We start from the raw sequence: 17,389 nt of genomic DNA, 5'->3' as shown, positions 1-17,389 counted from the left end.
GTGGACGCGAGCATCTGTGGCCAAGTTTTTAAGGGCGCACGGTGGATGCCTTGGCACCAGGAACCGATGAAGGACGTGGGAGGCCACGATAGTCCCCGGGGAGCCGTCAACCAGGCTTTGATCCGGGGGTTTCCGAATGGGGAAACCCGGCAGTCGTCATGGGCTGTCACCCATACCTGAACACATAGGGTATGTGGAGGGAACGCGGGGAAGTGAAACATCTCAGTACCCGCAGGAAGAGAAAACAACCGTGATTCCGGGAGTAGTGGCGAGCGAAACCGGATGAGGCTAAACCATGAGCGTGTGAGACCCGGCAGGGGTTGCGCTGATGGGGTCGTGGGATTTTTCTTGACCGGTCTGCCGGCCGGTCGGCGAGTCAGAAACCGTACAGGTAGTCGAAGGACATGCGAAAGGTCCGGCGTAGAGGGTAAGACCCCCGTAGACGAAATCTGTACGGCTCGTTTGAAGAACTCCCAAGTAGCACGGGGCCCGAGAAATCCCGTGTGAATCTGGCGGGACCACCCGCTAAGCCTAAATATTCCCTGGTGACCGATAGCGGATAGTACCGTGAGGGAATGGTGAAAAGTACCGCGGGAGCGGAGTGAAATAGTACCTGAAACCGTGTGCCTACAAGCCGTGGGAGCGTCGGACACGCAGCTTGCTGTGTGTCTCGTGACTGCGTGCCTTTTGAAGAATGAGCCTGCGAGTTTGCGGTGTGTAGCGAGGTTAACCCGTGTGGGGTAGCCGTAGCGAAAGCGAGTCCGAACAGGGCGATACAGTTGCATGCCCAAGACCCGAAGCGGAGTGATCTAGCCATGGGCAGGTTGAAGCGGAGGTAAGACTTCGTGGAGGACCGAACCCACCAGGGTTGAAAACCTGGGGGATGACCTGTGGTTAGGGGTGAAAGGCCAATCAAACTCCGTGATAGCTGGTTCTCCCCGAAATGCATTTAGGTGCAGCGTCACGTGTTTCTTGCCGGAGGTAGAGCACTGGATAGGCGATGGGCCTCACCGGGTTACTGACCTTAGCCAAACTCCGAATGCCGGTAAGTGAGAGCGTGGCAGTGAGACTGTGGGGGATAAGCTCCATGGTCGAGAGGGAAACAGCCCAGAACACCGACTAAGGTCCCTAAGCGTGTGCTAAGTGGGAAAGGATGTGGAGTCGCAGAGACAACCAGGAGGTTGGCTTAGAAGCAGCCACCCTTGAAAGAGTGCGTAATAGCTCACTGGTCAAGTGATTCCGCGCCGACAATGTAGCGGGGCTCAAGCACATCACCGAAGTCGTGTCATTGCAGCACATAGGGCCAACGCCTGCTGTGATGGGTAGGGGAGCGTCGTGTGCCGGGTGAAGCGGCGGTGGAAACCAGTCGTGGACGGTACACGAGTGAGAATGCAGGCATGAGTAGCGATACAAGAGTGGGAAACTCTTGCGCCGATTGACCAAGGGTTCCTGGGTCAAGCTGATCTGCCCAGGGTAAGTCGGGACCTAAGGCGAGGCCGACAGGCGTAGTCGATGGACAACGGGTTGATATTCCCGTACCCGCTTTGAAGCGCCAACGCTGAACCAGGTGATGCTAAAGCCGTGAAGCCGGCCCGGAGTCTTCGGACGAAGGGACGTGGTGGAGCCGCTGGACCAAGTCTGTACTAGGTGAGCGATGGGGTGACGCAGGAAGGTAGTCCAGCCCGGGCGGTGGTTGTCCCGGGGTAAGGGTGTAGGCCGAGTGATAGGCAAATCCGTCACTCATCAAGGCTGAGACCTGATGCCGAGCCGATTGTGGTGAAGTGGATGATCCTATGCTGTCGAGAAAAGCCTCTAGCGAGTTTCATGGCGGCCCGTACCCCAAACCGACTCAGGTGGTCAGGTAGAGAATACCGAGGCGTTCGGGTGAACTATGGTTAAGGAACTCGGCAAAATGCCCCCGTAACTTCGGGAGAAGGGGGGCCATTCCTGGTGACGGCACTTGCTGCCAGAGCTGGGGGTGGCCGCAGAGACCAGCGAGAAGCGACTGTTTACTAAAAACACAGGTCCGTGCGAAGCCGTAAGGCGATGTATACGGACTGACGCCTGCCCGGTGCTGGAACGTTAAGGGGACCGGTTAGCTCTGATTCGTCGGGGCGAAGCTGAGAACTTAAGCGCCAGTAAACGGCGGTGGTAACTATAACCATCCTAAGGTAGCGAAATTCCTTGTCGGGTAAGTTCCGACCTGCACGAATGGCGTAACGACTTCTCGACTGTCTCAACCATAGGCCCGGTGAAATTGCATTACGAGTAAAGATGCTCGTTTCGCGCAGCAGGACGGAAAGACCCCGGGACCTTTACTATAGCTTGATATTGGTGTTCGGTTCGGCTTGTGTAGGATAGGTGGGAGACTTTGAAGCCGTGACGCCAGTCATGGTGGAGTCGTCGTTGAAATACCACTCTGGTCGTGCTGGATGTCTAACCTGGGTCCGTGATCCGGATCAGGGACAGTGTCTGGTGGGTAGTTTAACTGGGGCGGTTGCCTCCTAAAGAGTAACGGAGGCGCCCAAAGGTTCCCTCAGCCTGGTTGGCAATCAGGTGTTGAGTGTAAGTGCACAAGGGAGCTTGACTGTGAGACTGACGGGTCGAGCAGGGACGAAAGTCGGGACTAGTGATCCGGCGGTGGCTTGTGGAAGCGCCGTCGCTCAACGGATAAAAGGTACCCCGGGGATAACAGGCTGATCTTCCCCAAGAGTCCATATCGACGGGATGGTTTGGCACCTCGATGTCGGCTCGTCGCATCCTGGGGCTGGAGTAGGTCCCAAGGGTTGGGCTGTTCGCCCATTAAAGCGGTACGCGAGCTGGGTTTAGAACGTCGTGAGACAGTTCGGTCCCTATCCGCTGTGCGCGTAGGAGTGTTGAGAAGGGCTGTCCCTAGTACGAGAGGACCGGGACGGACGAACCTCTGGTGTGCCAGTTGTCCTGCCAAGGGCATGGCTGGTTGGCTACGTTCGGGAGGGATAACCGCTGAAAGCATCTAAGCGGGAAGCCTGCTTCGAGATGAGCACTCCCACCTCCTTGAGAGGGTAAGGCTCCCAGTAGACGACTGGGTTGATAGGCCGGATATGGAAGCCCTGTGAGGGGTGGAGTTGACCGGTACTAATAGGCCGAGGGCTTGTCCTCAGTTGCTCGCGTCCACTGTGTTGTTCTGAAACAACGACCCCCACACGTCTGGTCACGGTGTGGGTGCGGTTGACAGTTTCATAGTGTTTCGGTGGTCATAGCGTGAGGGAAACGCCCGGTTACATTCCGAACCCGGAAGCTAAGCCTCACAGCGCCGATGGTACTGCAGGGGGGACCCTGTGGGAGAGTAGGACGCCGCCGAACAATCATTGTGAAGAACCCCCGTCGGGAAACCGACGGGGGTTCTTTGCGTTCTGCGTGAAATGCCCCGTGAACGGTCGAGTGAATGGCTGCGGACGTATTTCCCCGGACGGGAAAGGGATTGCTGTCCGGGTGGAAATGTCGCTGGATCTGGCGGCGGAGTGCGTTGCCAAGGGCCCCGAGAAGCGTCGGGAAAGCCTCTTGGAGGCAATCGACGGACGCCCGGGTGGGGGAGGTCCACCACCCGTCGAAAGGCACTGAAAAGCCCCGCCACCGGATGGCGGTTTCTAGGGGTCGTTGCAACACGTGGTCGGTTTGATCAGGCCGCGAGCAGTTTATGCAGGCGCTCGGCTGGGGTTTCCCAGTCGAGCGTTTTGCGTGGGCGGCCGTTGAGTTCGGCGGCGACGGCTACCAGGTGGTCTGCTCCGTGGACTCGCAGATCGGTGCCCTTGGGGAAGTACTGCCTCAGCAGGCCGTTGGTGTTCTCGTTCGAGCCGCGCTGCCAGGGGCTGGCAGGGTCGCAGAAGTAGACCGGGATGTCGGTGGCGGTGGTGAACGAGCCGTGCGCGGCCATCTCGCTGCCCTGGTCCCAGGTCAGGGAGCGAACCAGGTGTGCGGGCAGAGTCTGGACGGTCTCCACGAGGGCGTCGCGGACCTGTTGGGCGGTGCGGCCGTGGGGCAGGTGCAGGAGCATCACGTAGCGGGTTGCGCGTTCGACGAGGGTGCCGATGGCTGAGGCGCCGTCCTTGCCGATGATCAGGTCGCCCTCCCAGTGGCCGGGCACCGCCCGGTCCTCGACCTCGGCGGGGTGTTCGCTGATCATGACCATCGGGGTGGCGAACCGTGGCTGGCGTTGCTGGGCCTGGCGGCGCGGAGTGCGGCGGGCCCGCCCGGTCCGCAGGGCGGCGGCCAGCTCCCGGCGCGGTTCTCCGCGTCCTTGAACGCAGAGAGCCCGGTAGACCGTCTCGTGGACCACGTGCATCTCCGGCCGCTCGGGGAACTGTGCACGCAGAGCCTGGCAGATCTGCTCAGGACTCCACTTCAGGTCCAGGTGGTCCTGGATGAAGTCTCGCAGCTGAGGGTTCTGCCCGATCTTTCCGGGCTTGGGCCGGGGCCGGCGGGCACAGCGGCGGGCGCCCGCTCGGGGTGAGCGGGCGCCCGGAACCTACTCGGGTCCGTCCGGCCGTTGCGCCACTCGCGTCCAGTTCGCTCGTGGACGCCCACGAGCCGGGACGCCTCTTTGTTGCTGTAACCCTGTCGCACGAGCCGGAAGTATTCCTCCCGCTCGGCACAGAGCTTCCTGGGCCCCTGCGGCTGCCGGTCCCCGCGGATCTCGAAGGTCATTGCACTCCCCAGCTGGGGTGTTGCAACGATCCCTAGAACTCAAGGATCGGTGGCGGGGCTTTTCCATGTTCCCCCGGTGAGGGCGGGAGCCTTTGTCAGAGGCGGCCGGCGGCCTTGAGGGCGAGGTAGGTGTCGGCCAGGGCCGGGGCGATGGAGGTGGGCGGGGCGTCGAGGACGGTGATGCCGGCGCGGGTGAGGCGGTCGGCGGTGTGGCGGCGATCGGCGCGGGTCTGTTCGGCGGCCGCGGCGCCGTAGACGGCCTCGACCGTGCCGCGGGCGGCGGCGAGCTCGTCCAGGTGCGGGTCGGAGACCGACGCGAGGACGACCTCGTGGCGCTTGGTGAGGAGCGGCAGGAGCGGGAGCAGGCCGTCCTCGACGGATGCCGCGTCCAGGCCGGTGAGCAGCACGATCAGCGAGCGGTGCGGTGCCATCTTCAGGGCGGTGGCGACCAGCGAGCGCATGTCGGTCTCGTAGAGGGCGGGTTCCAGGACGGCCATCGCGTTGGTGAAGGCCGGGAGGATCTCGCCCGGGGAGCGGCCGGCCACCGCGGTCCGCTTGCGCAGGTCGTGGGCTAGCAGGTCGACCCGGTCGCCGGCCTTGGTGGCGAGGGCGGTGAGCAGCAGTGCGGCGTCGAGCGAGGCGTCGAGCCGGGGTGCGTCGCCGACCCGGCCGGCGGAGGTGCGGCCGGTGTCGAGGACGACCAGGATGTGCCGGTCGCGCTCGGGTCGCCAGGTGCGGACGGCGACGGTGTGGCGGCGGGCGCTGGCCCGCCAGTCGATGGAGCGGATGTCGTCGCCGGGCAGGTACTCGCGCAGGGAGTCGAACTCGGTGCCCTGGCCGCGGGTCAGGACCGAGGTCCGGCCGTCGAGTTCGCGCAGTCGGGCGAGCCGGGAGGGCAGGTGCTTGCGGCTGGCGAACGGGGGCAGGGCGCGGACCGTCCAGGGGACGAGGTGCGAGCCCTGACGCCCGGCCAGGCCGAGCGGGCCGAGCGAACGGACGGTCACCTTGTGGGAGCGGTGGTCCCCGCGCCGGGTCGGGGTGAGGACGGTGGTGACGCGGCGGCGTTCGTGGCCGGGGACGCGCAGGGTGTGCCGGGAGGCGGCGAACCCGGTGCCTGGCCGCCAGGCGGACGGGGCCCAGGCGTCGCGGATCCGGGCCCGCAGGGGCCGTCCGGACGGGTTGGTGACGGTCAGTTCGACCGAGCCGGGTTCGCCGAGCCGGACCGTGGTGTCGCCGCCCCGGTCGATCCGCAGGCTGCGGACGGGGGCGGCGAGCGCCAGGTCGAGGACGGCGGCGAGCAGGACCGCGCCGGTGACGGCGCCGATGCCCGCCCAGGAGGGCAGCAGCAGGCCCGTTACGAGGGCGCCGAGCGCGGCGAGCAGGGCGGTTCGCCCGGTGATGGCCATGCGGTGCGTTCCTTCGTCGGGGCCGACGGTGAGGCGGCGAAACGTGGGCCGGCGAGACCCGGTGTGGTGGGACCCGGTGCGGCTGGACCGGGTGCGGGGATCAGCGCGGGGCCGGGGTCTGGGCGAGGACGGCCTGGATCACGGAGTCCGCGGTGACGCCCTCCATCTCGGCCTCGGCCCGCAGGGCGACGCGGTGCCGCAGGGTGGGCAGGGCGAGCGCCTTGACGTCGTCGGGGGTGACGTAGTCGCGGCCGGCCAGCCAGGCCCAGGCGCGGGAGGCGCCGAGCAGCGCGGTGGCGCCGCGCGGGGAGACCCCGATGGAGAGCGAGGGCGACTGCCGGGTGGCCCGGCAGAGGTCGACGATGTAGGCGAGCACCTCGGGGGCGACGGTCAGCTTGGCGATCTGCTCGCGGGCGGCGGCGATGTGCTCGGCGCCGGCGACGGGGCGCACGCCCGCCGCGGCGAGGTCGCGCGGGTCGAAGCCGGCGGCGTGCCGGGCGAGGACCTGGAACTCCTGGTCCCGGTCGGGCAGCGGGAGGATCAGCTTGAGCAGGAAGCGGTCGAGCTGGGCCTCGGGCAGCGGGTAGGTGCCCTCGTACTCGACCGGGTTCTGGGTCGCGGCGACCAGGAACGGCACCGGCAGGGCGCGCGGCTCGCCGTCGACGGTGACCTGCCGCTCCTCCATGGCCTCCAGCAGGGCGGCCTGGGTCTTCGGCGGGGTGCGGTTGATCTCGTCGGCGAGCAGCATGTTGGTGAAGACCGGGCCGGGCTGGAAGGAGAACTCGGCGGTGCGGGCGTCGTAGACCAGGGAGCCGGTGACGTCACCGGGCATCAGGTCGGGGGTGAACTGGATGCGCTTGGTCCCCAGGCTGAGCGCGGTGGAGAGGGTGCGGATCAGCAGGGTCTTGGCGACCCCGGGGACGCCTTCGAGCAGCACATGGCCGCCGCAGAGCAGGGCGACGACGAGGCCGGTGACGGCGGCGTCCTGGCCGACGACGGCCTTGGCGATCTCGGCGCGCAGGGCGGTGAGCGCCTCGCGCGGGTCGCCGATCCGGGGGTCGCCGACGGAGCCGTGGACGGTGCCGCCGGGGACGGTGGTGCCGGTGGTGGCGGGCGCCGGGCCGGGGGTGATGCGGAGCTGGGTGGTGGCCTTCTCGGTCACGGCTTGCGTACCTGCCTTTCGAGGGTGTCGAGGTCGTCGGCGAGCCGCAGCAGTGCGGCGTCGTCGGTCGGGGGAGGGCCGTACAGCAGGGCCGCGGCTTCCCCGGCGGGCCGCTCGGGGAGACGGTCCGCGACGGCCGCGCAGAGCGCGGTGGGGTCGGGTGCGCCGGCCACGGGCGGGACGCCGAGGGCCGGGGCGATGCGCAGCGCGGTGGCGCGGCGCAGGGCGTCGGCGGCGCGGCCCCGGGCCTTGGCCCGGCGGTAGAGGCGGGCGCGGCCCTCGGTGGTCTCGGAGGCGCGGACCACGACCGGCAGCTTCTCCTCGACCACCGGGCCGAGCCGCCGGGCGCGCCAGAGCGCGGCCAGCAGGACGGCGATGCCGAGCTGGTAGCCGGCCCAGGTCCAGCCCTCGGGGATGTAGTCCTGGAAGCTCTTGCGCCCGCCCTCGGCGACCGGGGCGGTGTAGTCGGGCAGGTGCCAGGTGAGGTGCGGCCGGGAGCCGAGCAGGCCGACTCCGAGGGCGGCGTTGCCGTCCTTCCCGAGCAGCTCGTTGGTGAGGAACTCGCCGCTGCCGAGGACCACGGCATCGGTGTTCCGGCCGGTGGTGACGGCGACCAGGGGGTAGCCGTGGCCGCGCGGGTAGCAGCCCTCGCCGCGGCTGCCGGCGGTGTAGAGCAGGCCGCCGAGGTGGGCGCTGCCGGCCCGGACGGCTTCCTGGAGGGAGCAGCCGGGTTCGGTGGTGCGCACGCCGGCGTAGGGGATGCCGCCGTTCTCGTCGGAGGTGCGGACGCCGGGGACGAGGGCGCTGAGGGCGGCGGGGCCGGGGGAGACCAGGACCACCCGGCCGTACCCGGCGGCGGCGACGGCGGCCAGTTGCTCGGGGGTGAGCAGGTCGGGCTCGGGCAGGACGAGGGTGTCGGCGCCGGTGGGCCGGACGGCCGGGTCGGCGGTGAGGGCGACCTGGAGGCCCTCGCGCTCCAGCAGGGCGATCACGGCGTGGCTGCCGGTGGGCTCGTAGGAGCGGGGGTCGAGCGGCGGGTACCGGCGCTCCTGGTTGACGGCGGCTAGCAGGACGGCGGCGAGCAGCAGGAGGGCGGCGGTGAGCAGGTACCAGCGGGCGCGCCGCCACAGGCCCCGGCCGGTGGGGGCGGTGCTGGTGGCGGTCGGGGCGGGCCGCGGGGCGGTGGCCGGGCCGGTCGGGGGAGCGGTGGTGGCGCTGGTCATGCGGCTCTTCCGGCGGCCGGGGCGAGGACCGGGCGGGCGCGTTCGAGCGCCCGGTCGAGGTCGCGCAGCGACTGGTAGGCGCCCTGGTCGGCGGTGCGCTCGCCGTACGCGATGTCGTCGAAGGCGCGGGCGGCCGAGGTGAGCTCGGCCGCGTGGGCGGGCAGGGCGCGGCCGGCCTCGGCCGCGGCCTCGTCGGCGGTGCGGCCGGGGCGGGCGTCGAGCAGGGTGCGCTCCTCCAGGCCCCGGACCAGGGCGCGCATCTGCTCGCGGACGGCCTCGGTCCAGCGGCCGGCGGCGGCGTGCCGTTCGGCGTCGGCCCGGTGTTCGGCGGCGCTGCGCGGGCCGATGTCGCCGAAGACCCCGGGGTGGGTGCGGGCGGCCCGCCGGGGTGCGCCGAGGCGCCACCAGAGGGCGGCTCCGACCACTGAGGCGACCAGCAGGAACAGGACCAGGCCGGTGGCGCCGCTGGTGCCGTCGCCGGTGAGCGCGCCCAGCGCCTCGTCGATCCGGGCCGTGATCCATTTGAGGACCCGTTCCTGGAGGCTCGGGTCGTGGCGGTGGTAGTCGGCGTTGAGCAGTTCGTCGCGGGCCGCGTCCTTGGCCGCGTCGCGCGGTGTCGTGACCGGGGCGCCTCCCGCGAGCACGACGGTCTCCCCCCGGATCGGCATCGGGCTCAGAGCCTTGCGGGGGCGGGGCCGGCCTGGTCGCCCCAGCCGCCGCCGCCCTGCTCGGGCAGGCCGGCGGCGCGGGCGAGCTCGATGTCGAGGGCCTCGCGGCGGATCCGCTGGTCGACGTAGAGCAGCACGCCGATGGTGGCGGTGAAGGGGAGGGTGACGGTGGAGGAGAGGACGCCGCCGATCGCCATGGCGACCAGCATCGCGGCGGGCATGCTGCCGGTCTGCCCGGAGTCGACCTGCGCGACGAAGTCGTCGAGGCCGATCGCCATGCCGATGACCGTGAACGGGGTGCTGATCACACCGCCGACGACGGCGGCGATGATCTGGCTCAGCACGGTGATGCCGCAGATCCGCCACCAGGAGCGGCGGACCAGCCGGCGGGAGCGGGAGAGGGCGGTGATGACGCCCTGCTTCTCCAGCATGAGGGCGGGGGCGGCCAGGCTGAGCTGGATGCCGATCCAGACGGCGACCGGGAGGCTGAGCAGGCCGACGACGACGAGCAGGCCGACGATCGCCGGTTCCTCGGCCCCGGAGGCCAGGTAGCCGATCAGCGGGGCGAAGCCCAGCAGGAGGATGCCGCCGGCGATGAGACCGGTGAGCAGGGTGAGGCCGACGAGCTGGAGCAGCCGCGGCCTGGCGTCGCGCCAGGCGTCCCCGATCGACACGGCCTGCCCGAGGACGGCGCGGCTGACCACCATGGTCAGCAGGGCCGAGGCGACCACGCCGAGCAGCATCGAGAGCGGCAGGCTGATCAGGGCGGTCAGCACCGGGGTGAGGTCGCCGGTGTCCCCCCGGATGGCGAGCTGGGCGCCGAGCGAGGCGCCCTGCTGGACGACCGCGACGCCGAGGGCGAGGCCGAGGGTGACCCGCCAGTGCTTGCGGACGGTGGAGACCGCGCCGTCGAGGATCTCGCCGAGGCCGAGCGGGCGCAGCGGGATCACTCCGGGCTTGGGGCTCTGCGGCACGCCCCAGCCGTACCCGCCGCCGGGCGGCTGCGGGCCCCAGCCGGGCGGCGGTCCGCCGGGGCCGGGCTGGGTGCCCCAGGCGGGCTGCTGCCCGGCGTAGGGGGGCTGCGGGGCGCCGGGGGCGGTCCCCCAGGCGGGCGGGGTGTCCTGGGGCGGTGCCGACTGGCCGGGCACGGCGGCGGGTGCGTCGGCGGTGGGCCGGGCGCCGTCGCGGGGCGGCTCGGACGAGCCGGGCGAGGCCCAGCCCGGAGTGTCGGTCATCACTGCTCCTCGGAGGACTTCGGGGGGCGCGGCACCGGGTGGATCTTCACCCGCGCGCAGCGCCCATCGTGCCATGGTGCCCGGACGCACCCCAGGGGGAGCCGGTTGCTGAACGGCAACGGCCGGGGGGCGGACGTTCCGTCGGCTTCGCCGGGGGTCCGGGGGGCGGAGGGGGGCAGGAAATTGGCCCGGTTTGGCTTGAATTGGACCGGATCGCCAGTTGGCCGTTCTGGAGCAATGGGACTGCTGTGCGGCAGGTCACAATCCGGTAATGAGAAGATGGACGCATGAAGGGACGCGTCCTCGTCGTTGATGACGACTCCGCACTGGCCGAGATGCTCGGCATTGTGCTGCGTGGTGAGGGTTTTGAGCCGTTTTTCGTCGCGGATGGGGACAGGGCGCTAGCCGCGTTCCGGGAGACCAAGCCGGATCTGGTGCTGCTGGACCTGATGCTGCCCGGACGGGACGGCATCGATGTCTGCCGTCAGATCCGGGCCGAGTCCGGTATTCCGATCGTCATGCTGACCGCCAAGACCGACACGGTCGATGTCGTGGTCGGCCTGGAGTCGGGTGCCGACGACTATGTGACCAAGCCGTTCAAGCCCAAGGAGCTGGTGGCCCGGGTGCGGGCCCGGCTCCGCAGGGCCGAGGAGCCGACTCCGGAGCAGCTGACCATCGGCGATCTGGTGATTGACGTGGCCGGCCACTCGGTGAAGCGGGACGGCCGGGGCATCCCGCTGACCCCGCTGGAGTTCGACCTGCTGGTCGCGCTGGCCCGCAAGCCCTGGCAGGTGTTCACCCGCGAGGTGCTGCTGGAGCAGGTCTGGGGCTACCGGCACGCGGCGGACACCCGGCTGGTCAACGTCCATGTGCAGCGCCTGCGGTCCAAGATCGAGAAGGACCCGGAGCGTCCCGAGATCGTGGTGACCGTCCGCGGCGTCGGCTACAAGGCCGGGCCCAGCTGACGTGATGTACCGGGCCGACGAGACCCCGGCGGGTACCGCGACCGACGGGGGTGGCGGCGCCGTGCGCGGGGACGTACTGAGTTCGACCGTGCGCAGCCGCCGCCGGCGGGGGCCGGTCGCCCTGCTCGCGCTGGTGAACCGACAGCTGCGCCGCCCCCTGAACCGGGTGGCGGCGCTGTACCGGCGGTCGATCCAGCTGCGGGTGGTGGCGGCGACGCTGCTGCTGTCGGTCGTGGTGGTGATGGTGCTGGGCGTCGTCGTGGTGGCGCAGGTGCGCACCGGGCTGCTGGAGACCAAGCGGTCGGCGGCCCGGGACCAGGCGCTCGCGGGGTTCCAGACCGAGCTGAAGAAGATCGACGACGCTGACGACCTGCGGCTGCGGACACCGACCACCGATCCGGCCCCCGAGGGGCTGGGCACCTGGCTGCTCCAGCAGGTCGGCGACCTGGCGGCGAGCGGGCAGAACGTCTACTCGGTGATCGCGATGCTGCCCGGCACCGGCCAGACCGTCCAGCCGGAGAAGGCCGGCCTCGGCCCGCGCTACTCCGCGGACATCCTGCCGAGCAGCATCCCCGACAGCCTGAAGGCCAGGGTCGCGCAGGAGCCCGGCCAGAGCTTCAGCCAGCCCACCCGGATCCAGCGCTCGCCGGAGAGCCGCGCGGACACCGAGCCCGGGCTGGTCTTCGGGCAGCAGTTCACCGGGCCCGGCAACGGCAGCTACCAGCTGTACTACGTCTTCTCCTTCGGCCAGGAGACCAAGACCCTGGGACTGGTCACCGGCACGCTGGCGACCGCCGGGGTGTTCGTGGTGATCATGATGGGCGGCATCGCCTGGCTGGTGGTGCGCCAGGTGGTGACACCGGTCCGGATGGCCGCCGGGATCTCCGAGCGGCTGGCCGCCGGGCACCTGGAAGAGCGGATGAAGGTCACCGGCACCGACGACATCGCCAGGCTGGGCGAGTCGTTCAACCGGATGGCCAACGCGCTGCAGGCGCAGATCCGGCAGTTGGAGGAGCTCTCCAGGGTGCAGCGGCGCTTCGTCTCGGACGTGTCGCACGAGCTGCGCACGCCGCTGACCACCGTCCGGATGGCCGCCGACCTCATCTACGACAGCCGCGAGGACCTCGACCCGATGGCGGCCCGCTCCGCCGAACTGCTCCAGGGGCAGCTGGACCGCTTCGAGTCGCTGCTCGCCGACCTGCTGGAGATCAGCCGCTTCGACGCGGGCGCGGCCGTCCTGGACGCCGAGCCGGTCGACCTGCGCGAGATCGTCGGCCGGGTGGTCGAGGCCGCCGATCCGCTGGCGCAGGCCAAGGGCAGCGCCGTGGTGATCCGCGGCGACGGCGAGCCGGTGCTGGCCGAGGTCGACTCCCGGCGGATCGAGCGCATCCTGCGCAACCTGGTGGTCAACGCGCTGGAGCACGGCGAGGGCCGGGACGTCGTGGTCCGGCTGGGTTCGCGGGACGGCGCGGTCGCCATCGGCGTCCGGGACTACGGCATCGGCCTCAAGCCGGGCGAGGCGTCCCGGGTGTTCCACCGGTTCTGGCGGGCCGACCCGTCCCGGGTGCGGACCACCGGCGGCACCGGCCTCGGCCTGTCGATCGCGGTCGAGGACGCGCATCTGCACGGCGGCTGGCTGCAGGCCTGGGGGGAGCCGGGCGGCGGCTCGCACTTCCGGCTCACCATGCCGCGCACCCGCGGCGGCGAGATCAGCCGGGCGCCGTTCCGGCTGGAGCCGGAGGACTCCCGCAACAACCGGGGCCTGGGTACCTACGGGGCGCCGTACCGGCGGGCCGCGCGCCCGGCCGGGGCGACCGCCCTCACCGCGACCGACGAGCAGGCCGTCCCGGAGACGCCGGACACCTCCGGCAGCGGGTTCGGCAGCGGGCTCGGCGGTGTGCTGAGCATCGGCCCCGGCCTCGGCCGGCGGCCGGTCGAGGGCCCGCGCGCGGATCCGTCCGACGTACTGCCGGTCGGTGCGGGGTACGGTGCGACCGGGGCCCAGGTCGTGGTGGACCCGACGCCGGGTCGGCCGTCGGTGACGCAGCGGACCGCGGGACCGGACGAGGCCGCAGGGGCGGACGGCACGGGTGGAACGGACACGGAGGGGTCGCAGCGTGCGAAGGACCAGCGCCAGGATTGAGCTGCGGCTGGCCGGGACGGCGGGTGCGCTGGTGGGTGCCCTGCTGGCCGGCGGCTGCGCGGCGATGCCGGATTCCGGGGGCGTCACCAAGATCGAGCTGTCCAAGAGCTCGGCGGAGAAGAACCTCCAGGTCAGGGTCTTCCCGGTGGAGCCCGCCAAGGGAGCCAAGCCGCAGGACCTGCTGGCCGGCTTCCTCGACGCGCTGACCGCCGACGACAGCTATGTGACGGCGCGCAAGTACCTGACGCCCGACGCCCGGACCACTTGGAACCCCGAGGCGGGCATCAAGGTGCTCGCCGCCAACCCGGGGCACCTCAAGGTGAGCGTGACCGACAACGACACCGAGATGTCGATCCCGGTCGACGGCCAGCTGGTCTCCCAGGTGGACGACCGGCACTCGTACATCGGCGATTCACCGCGCATGATCCAGTTCAACTTCTCCTTCGTGCGGGAGAAGGCCGGCGAGTGGCGGATCGACAAGCTGCCGGACGGGCTGATCCTCAACGAGGTCAACTTCCGCAACAGCTACCGCCAGGTCGACCGGTTCTTCTACGCCGCGCCCGACCCGTCCGCGCCGACGGCGGCCTCGGTGACCAACCAGGACGTGCTGATCGCCGACCCGATCTACCTGCGGCGCCGAATAGACCCGCTGGGTTCGGCGGTCCGCGCACTGGTTTCGGGGCCGTCGACCTGGCTGGCGCCGGTCGCCAGCTCCGCCTTCCCGGCGGGCCTCGGGCCCAACGCCGTCGATTCGGTGACCCTGGACGACAACCGCACCGGGCACGTGACGCTCGTCGGGGCCGACCTCGGCAGCGCCACCGCCTGCCGGCGGATGGCCACCCAGCTCCTCTACACCCTCGCCGACCAGGGCACCGGGCAGGTCGAACGGCTGGAGCTCAAGGCCAAGCACGGCGGCCCGGTCTGTCAGGCGAGCCGCGCCGACGAGCCCGCGACCGGGCCCGGCTCGCTGGCCGGGCAGATGTCCACCCGGCAGTTCTACCAGCGGGCCGACGACGGCGTGCTGCACGAGACGCGCGGGGACGCCGTGGGCGAGCCCGTGCACGGACCGCTGGGGCGGGCGCAGCAGAGCGGGCGGCCGCTGGGCGCGGTCGCGGTGGCCCGCGACGGCGAGCGCGCCGCGGCGATCAGCGCCGACGGCCACCAGCTCTTCACGGTGCCGTTCCTGGACTCGCTGCCGGCCATGCCGCAGCCGGTGCTCACCACGCCGAGCCGCCCGGGCTCGAAGGGTGACGACGGGCTGATCTCGCCGACCTGGGACGGGCGCGGCGACCTGTACGTGGTGGACCGCGACCCGACGGCGCCGCGGGTGCTGATGGTGCGGGACAAGCAGGCCGTCCCGGTGGCGGTGGACGACCTGGTCGGGCGCTCGGTGCAGGGCATCAAGGTGTCCTCGGACGGTGTCCGGGTCGCCCTGCTGCTGAAGGAGGGCAAGGAGAGCAAGGACCAGCGGCTCTGGCTGGGGCTGCTCGTGCACGGCGGTACCAAGGACGCCCCGACCGCGAGGATCACCGGTCTGCGGCTGGCCAACCCGGCGTTCCAGGAAGTCCTGGCGGTGTCCTGGGCGGAGGCCGACCAACTGCTGGTGCTGGGCAAGGAGAAGGACAAGGCCCAGCAGCTGCAGTACATCAGCACCGACGGGTCGCAGAACCGGGACGCGCGGTTGCTGGGTGGTGGGGAGGTGGTCGCCGTCGCCGCGTCGGAGTCCCGGGGGACGAACGCGCTGCCGGCGCCGCCGGTGCTGGCGCTGGCGCTGGAGAAGGAAGTGAGCAAGCCGTACCGGCTGGTCAACAACCAGTGGCGGGAGCTGGTGCTGCCCTACAAGGCCTCCGCGTTCATCTACCCGGGCTGAGGCCCGGCGCTCGGCGTGGGCCGGGGGCGGGGGCGGGGACCGGGGTCGTGGGCGGGCCGGGGCGGGGGTCCTTCACCGGTCGGAGGTGTCCGGGCGGTGCCGGCGGTGGTGCGGGACGGCCGCCGCGACCGTGGCGGCCGCGGCGGGCGGCAGGCCGGCGGCGGACAGGGCCCGGGCCGCCTCGACCAGGCTGGCGCCGGTGGTCACCAGGTCGTCGACCAGGACCGGCCGGTACCCGGCGGGACCGGGTCGGTCAGGTTGATCAGGTCGGTCGGATCGGTCGGGTCCGGCGGATCGGCGGAAGCGGCCGGGCGGCCGCACGGTGAGCGCGCCGCGCAGATTCAGGTGGCGCTCGGCGGCGGAGAGCCCGGCCTGGTCGGCGACCGGCCGGGCGTGGCGCAGCAGCGGCAGCGCGCGGGCGTCCAGGCCCTCCCGGCGCAGGGCCCCGGCGGCGGCGCGGGCCAGCCGCAGCGTGGGGTCGTGCCCCCGGGCGCGGACCGCCGCCCGGGCCGAGGGGACCGGGACCAGCAGCAGGGGCGCTGGTCCGGGGCACGGGCCGAGTGCGGAGCGCACCGCCCGGGCGAGCGCGTCACCGAGCGGACCTGCCAGCCCCAGCGCGCCGCGCTCCTTGTGGGCGAGCAGCAGCCGCCGGACCGGACCCTCGTACGGCGCGGCGGCGTGCGCCCGGGGAAGGGCCGCAGCGGGCGTCGGCGGGGTGGTGGCGAGGAGACGGCGGCACTCCGGGCACAGGTGGCCGAGGTCGGCGCCGCAGCCCGCGCAGGGGGCCGGGAGCAGCGCGTCGAGGAGGCCGGTCAGGACGTGGGCGAAGGGCCCCCGGTCGGACTGCCGGTGGGGTGGTGCGGAGGTCCGCTGCACGGCTGCTCCTCGCGGGCGGGACACGGAGAGTGAGCAAAGAATGCGCCGTACGGGGGGTGTTGTCCAGGTATTTACCTGTGTTTCACTCGCGAGAGGGTAGACAGGGGTGCAGCAGCTTGACCGCCGGCCCGTCACTCCGTCATACCCGAAGTCTCCGCCGGAGAGGCGAAAACCCCGTGTGAGGTGTTCGATAAGGCTCCAGGGGGTTTCAACCGTCCCTGGTGGGGAGGAAGTGCAGTGAGGGCCAGTCGTTCCCACCGTTGCCGGTGGAGCGGAGGGCCGGCGGATGTATCGGCTGGTCCGGCTGGTCTCAGTCCGGTCCGGTAGCACCCGGGCCGGCGACAGAACGAGGGATCGGAGTTCTGCGTGGACATCGTCGTCAAGGGCCGCAAGACCGAGGTGCCGAAGAGGTTCCGGGATCACGTGGCCGAGAAGCTGGAGAAGGTCCAGAAGTTCGACACCAAGGCGATCAGCCTCGATGTCGAGGTGTCCAAGGAACACAACCCGCGGCAGGCCGACCGGTCCGACCGCGTGGAGATCACCCTCCGTACCCGTGGCCCGGTGATCCGGGCCGAGGCCGCCGCCGCTGACCCCTACGCGGCGCTGGATCTGGCCTCGGCGAAGCTCGACGCCCAACTGCGCAAGTCCGCGGACCGGCGTCGGGTCCACAAGGGCGGCAGCGGCAGCCGCACCCCGATCAGCGTCGCCGAGGCGACCGCGGCCCTGGCCGCGCTGCCCGAGCCGAAGCCGTCGGAGAGCAGCACCAACGGTGCCGTCCGCAAGACCATGATGGGATCCCTGGAAGTGGAGGGCGAAGGCCCGCTGGTGGTCCGGGAGAAGACCCACCCGGCCGCCCCGATGGCGCTCGACCAGGCGCTCTACGAGATGGAGCTGGTCGGCCACGACTTCTACCTGTTCGTGGAGAAGGACAGTGGCCTGCCGAGCGTCGTCTACCGCCGGCACGGTTACCACTACGGCGTGATCCACCTGAAGGCCGACGGTTCGTCCGTCGAGGGTGGCGGCGCCGGTGGTGCGATCGGCGCGGGCGACGACGAGGACTGACCGTCCGGACAGCAGGAGAGGGGTGACCCCGGTGGCGCTGCCGCCGGGGTCACCGGCGTTCAGGGGCGGGGTAGGTCGTGTTCAGGGGGCCGG

General features: G+C 70.7%; 10 protein-coding genes, 2 rRNA genes and 1 pseudogene. 6 read left to right on the top strand and 7 right to left on the bottom strand.

Features of this window, described 5'->3' with window-relative positions; genetic code table 11:
* The first annotated feature begins 18 nt into the window (after positions 1–18).
* Positions 19–3,141: ribosomal RNA gene (locus OG715_RS17415) — 23S ribosomal RNA — on the top strand.
* Between the two features lie 87 nt (positions 3,142–3,228).
* Positions 3,229–3,345: ribosomal RNA gene (gene rrf / locus OG715_RS17410) — 5S ribosomal RNA — on the top strand.
* 316 nt (positions 3,346–3,661) lie between these two features.
* On the opposite strand, the pseudogene OG715_RS17405 reads toward rrf, so the two are convergent.
* The 6 genes and pseudogenes from OG715_RS17405 to OG715_RS17380 form a co-directional block, all read right to left on the bottom strand.
* Positions 3,662–4,501: pseudogene (locus tag OG715_RS17405) on the bottom strand (IS30 family transposase); the annotation flags it as partial.
* Positions 4,502–4,781: 280 nt separating this feature from the next.
* On the bottom strand, positions 4,782–6,092 hold the full coding sequence (locus OG715_RS17400; protein WP_266269706.1) for a DUF58 domain-containing protein: 1,311 nt from the start codon (positions 6,090–6,092) through the stop codon (positions 4,782–4,784).
* Between the two features lie 100 nt (positions 6,093–6,192).
* Complete coding sequence (locus OG715_RS17395) at positions 6,193–7,143, bottom strand: AAA family ATPase (protein ID WP_266271713.1); 951 nt, start codon at positions 7,141–7,143, stop codon at positions 6,193–6,195.
* Positions 7,144–7,250: 107 nt separating this feature from the next.
* On the bottom strand, positions 7,251–8,477 hold the full coding sequence (locus OG715_RS17390; protein WP_266269705.1) for a DUF4350 domain-containing protein: 1,227 nt from the start codon (positions 8,475–8,477) through the stop codon (positions 7,251–7,253).
* Positions 8,474–9,145: a DUF4129 domain-containing protein gene (locus OG715_RS17385; protein ID WP_266269704.1), complete on the bottom strand. Its 672-nt coding sequence runs from the start codon at positions 9,143–9,145 to the stop codon at positions 8,474–8,476. The genes OG715_RS17390 and OG715_RS17385 overlap by 4 nt, the downstream gene beginning before the upstream one ends.
* Positions 9,146–9,150: 5 nt before the next feature.
* Entirely contained in the window at positions 9,151–10,380 is a 1,230-nt protein-coding gene (locus OG715_RS17380; protein ID WP_266269703.1) for a DUF7544 domain-containing protein, read from the bottom strand.
* Between the two features lie 287 nt (positions 10,381–10,667).
* On the opposite strand from OG715_RS17380, the gene mtrA reads away from it, so the two are divergent.
* Genes mtrA through OG715_RS17365 form a run of 3 tightly spaced genes read left to right on the top strand, consistent with a single transcriptional unit; the run spans position 10,668 to position 15,358 of the window.
* Complete coding sequence (mtrA, locus tag OG715_RS17375; protein WP_030247322.1) at positions 10,668–11,345, top strand: MtrAB system response regulator MtrA; 678 nt, start codon at positions 10,668–10,670, stop codon at positions 11,343–11,345.
* A gap of 4 nt (positions 11,346–11,349) precedes the next feature.
* Positions 11,350–13,488: an MtrAB system histidine kinase MtrB gene (gene mtrB, locus OG715_RS17370; protein WP_266269702.1), complete on the top strand. Its 2,139-nt coding sequence runs from the start codon at positions 11,350–11,352 to the stop codon at positions 13,486–13,488.
* Complete coding sequence (locus OG715_RS17365) at positions 13,463–15,358, top strand: LpqB family beta-propeller domain-containing protein (RefSeq protein ID WP_266269701.1); 1,896 nt, start codon at positions 13,463–13,465, stop codon at positions 15,356–15,358. The genes mtrB and OG715_RS17365 overlap by 26 nt, the downstream gene beginning before the upstream one ends.
* Positions 15,359–15,430: 72 nt before the next feature.
* Here the strand turns inward: OG715_RS17365 and OG715_RS17360 are convergent, their stop codons facing one another.
* A complete protein-coding gene (locus OG715_RS17360) occupies positions 15,431–16,153 on the bottom strand; it encodes a ComF family protein (protein ID WP_407661114.1) in 723 nt (240 codons plus the stop codon).
* 447 nt (positions 16,154–16,600) lie between these two features.
* Here OG715_RS17360 and hpf point away from each other — a divergent pair, with 447 nt between their 5' ends.
* Positions 16,601–17,296, top strand: coding sequence for a ribosome hibernation-promoting factor, HPF/YfiA family (gene hpf, locus OG715_RS17355; protein WP_266269700.1), 696 nt, complete (start codon positions 16,601–16,603; stop codon positions 17,294–17,296).
* Positions 17,297–17,389 lie beyond the last annotated feature (93 nt).

Origin of the sequence: Kitasatospora purpeofusca (genome assembly GCF_036010405.1) — a bacterium.
Classification (GTDB): Bacteria; Actinomycetota; Actinomycetes; order Streptomycetales; family Streptomycetaceae; genus Kitasatospora; species Kitasatospora purpeofusca.
Note: the sequence above shows the minus strand (reverse complement) of the source record. Positions and strands in the feature narration are given on the sequence as shown.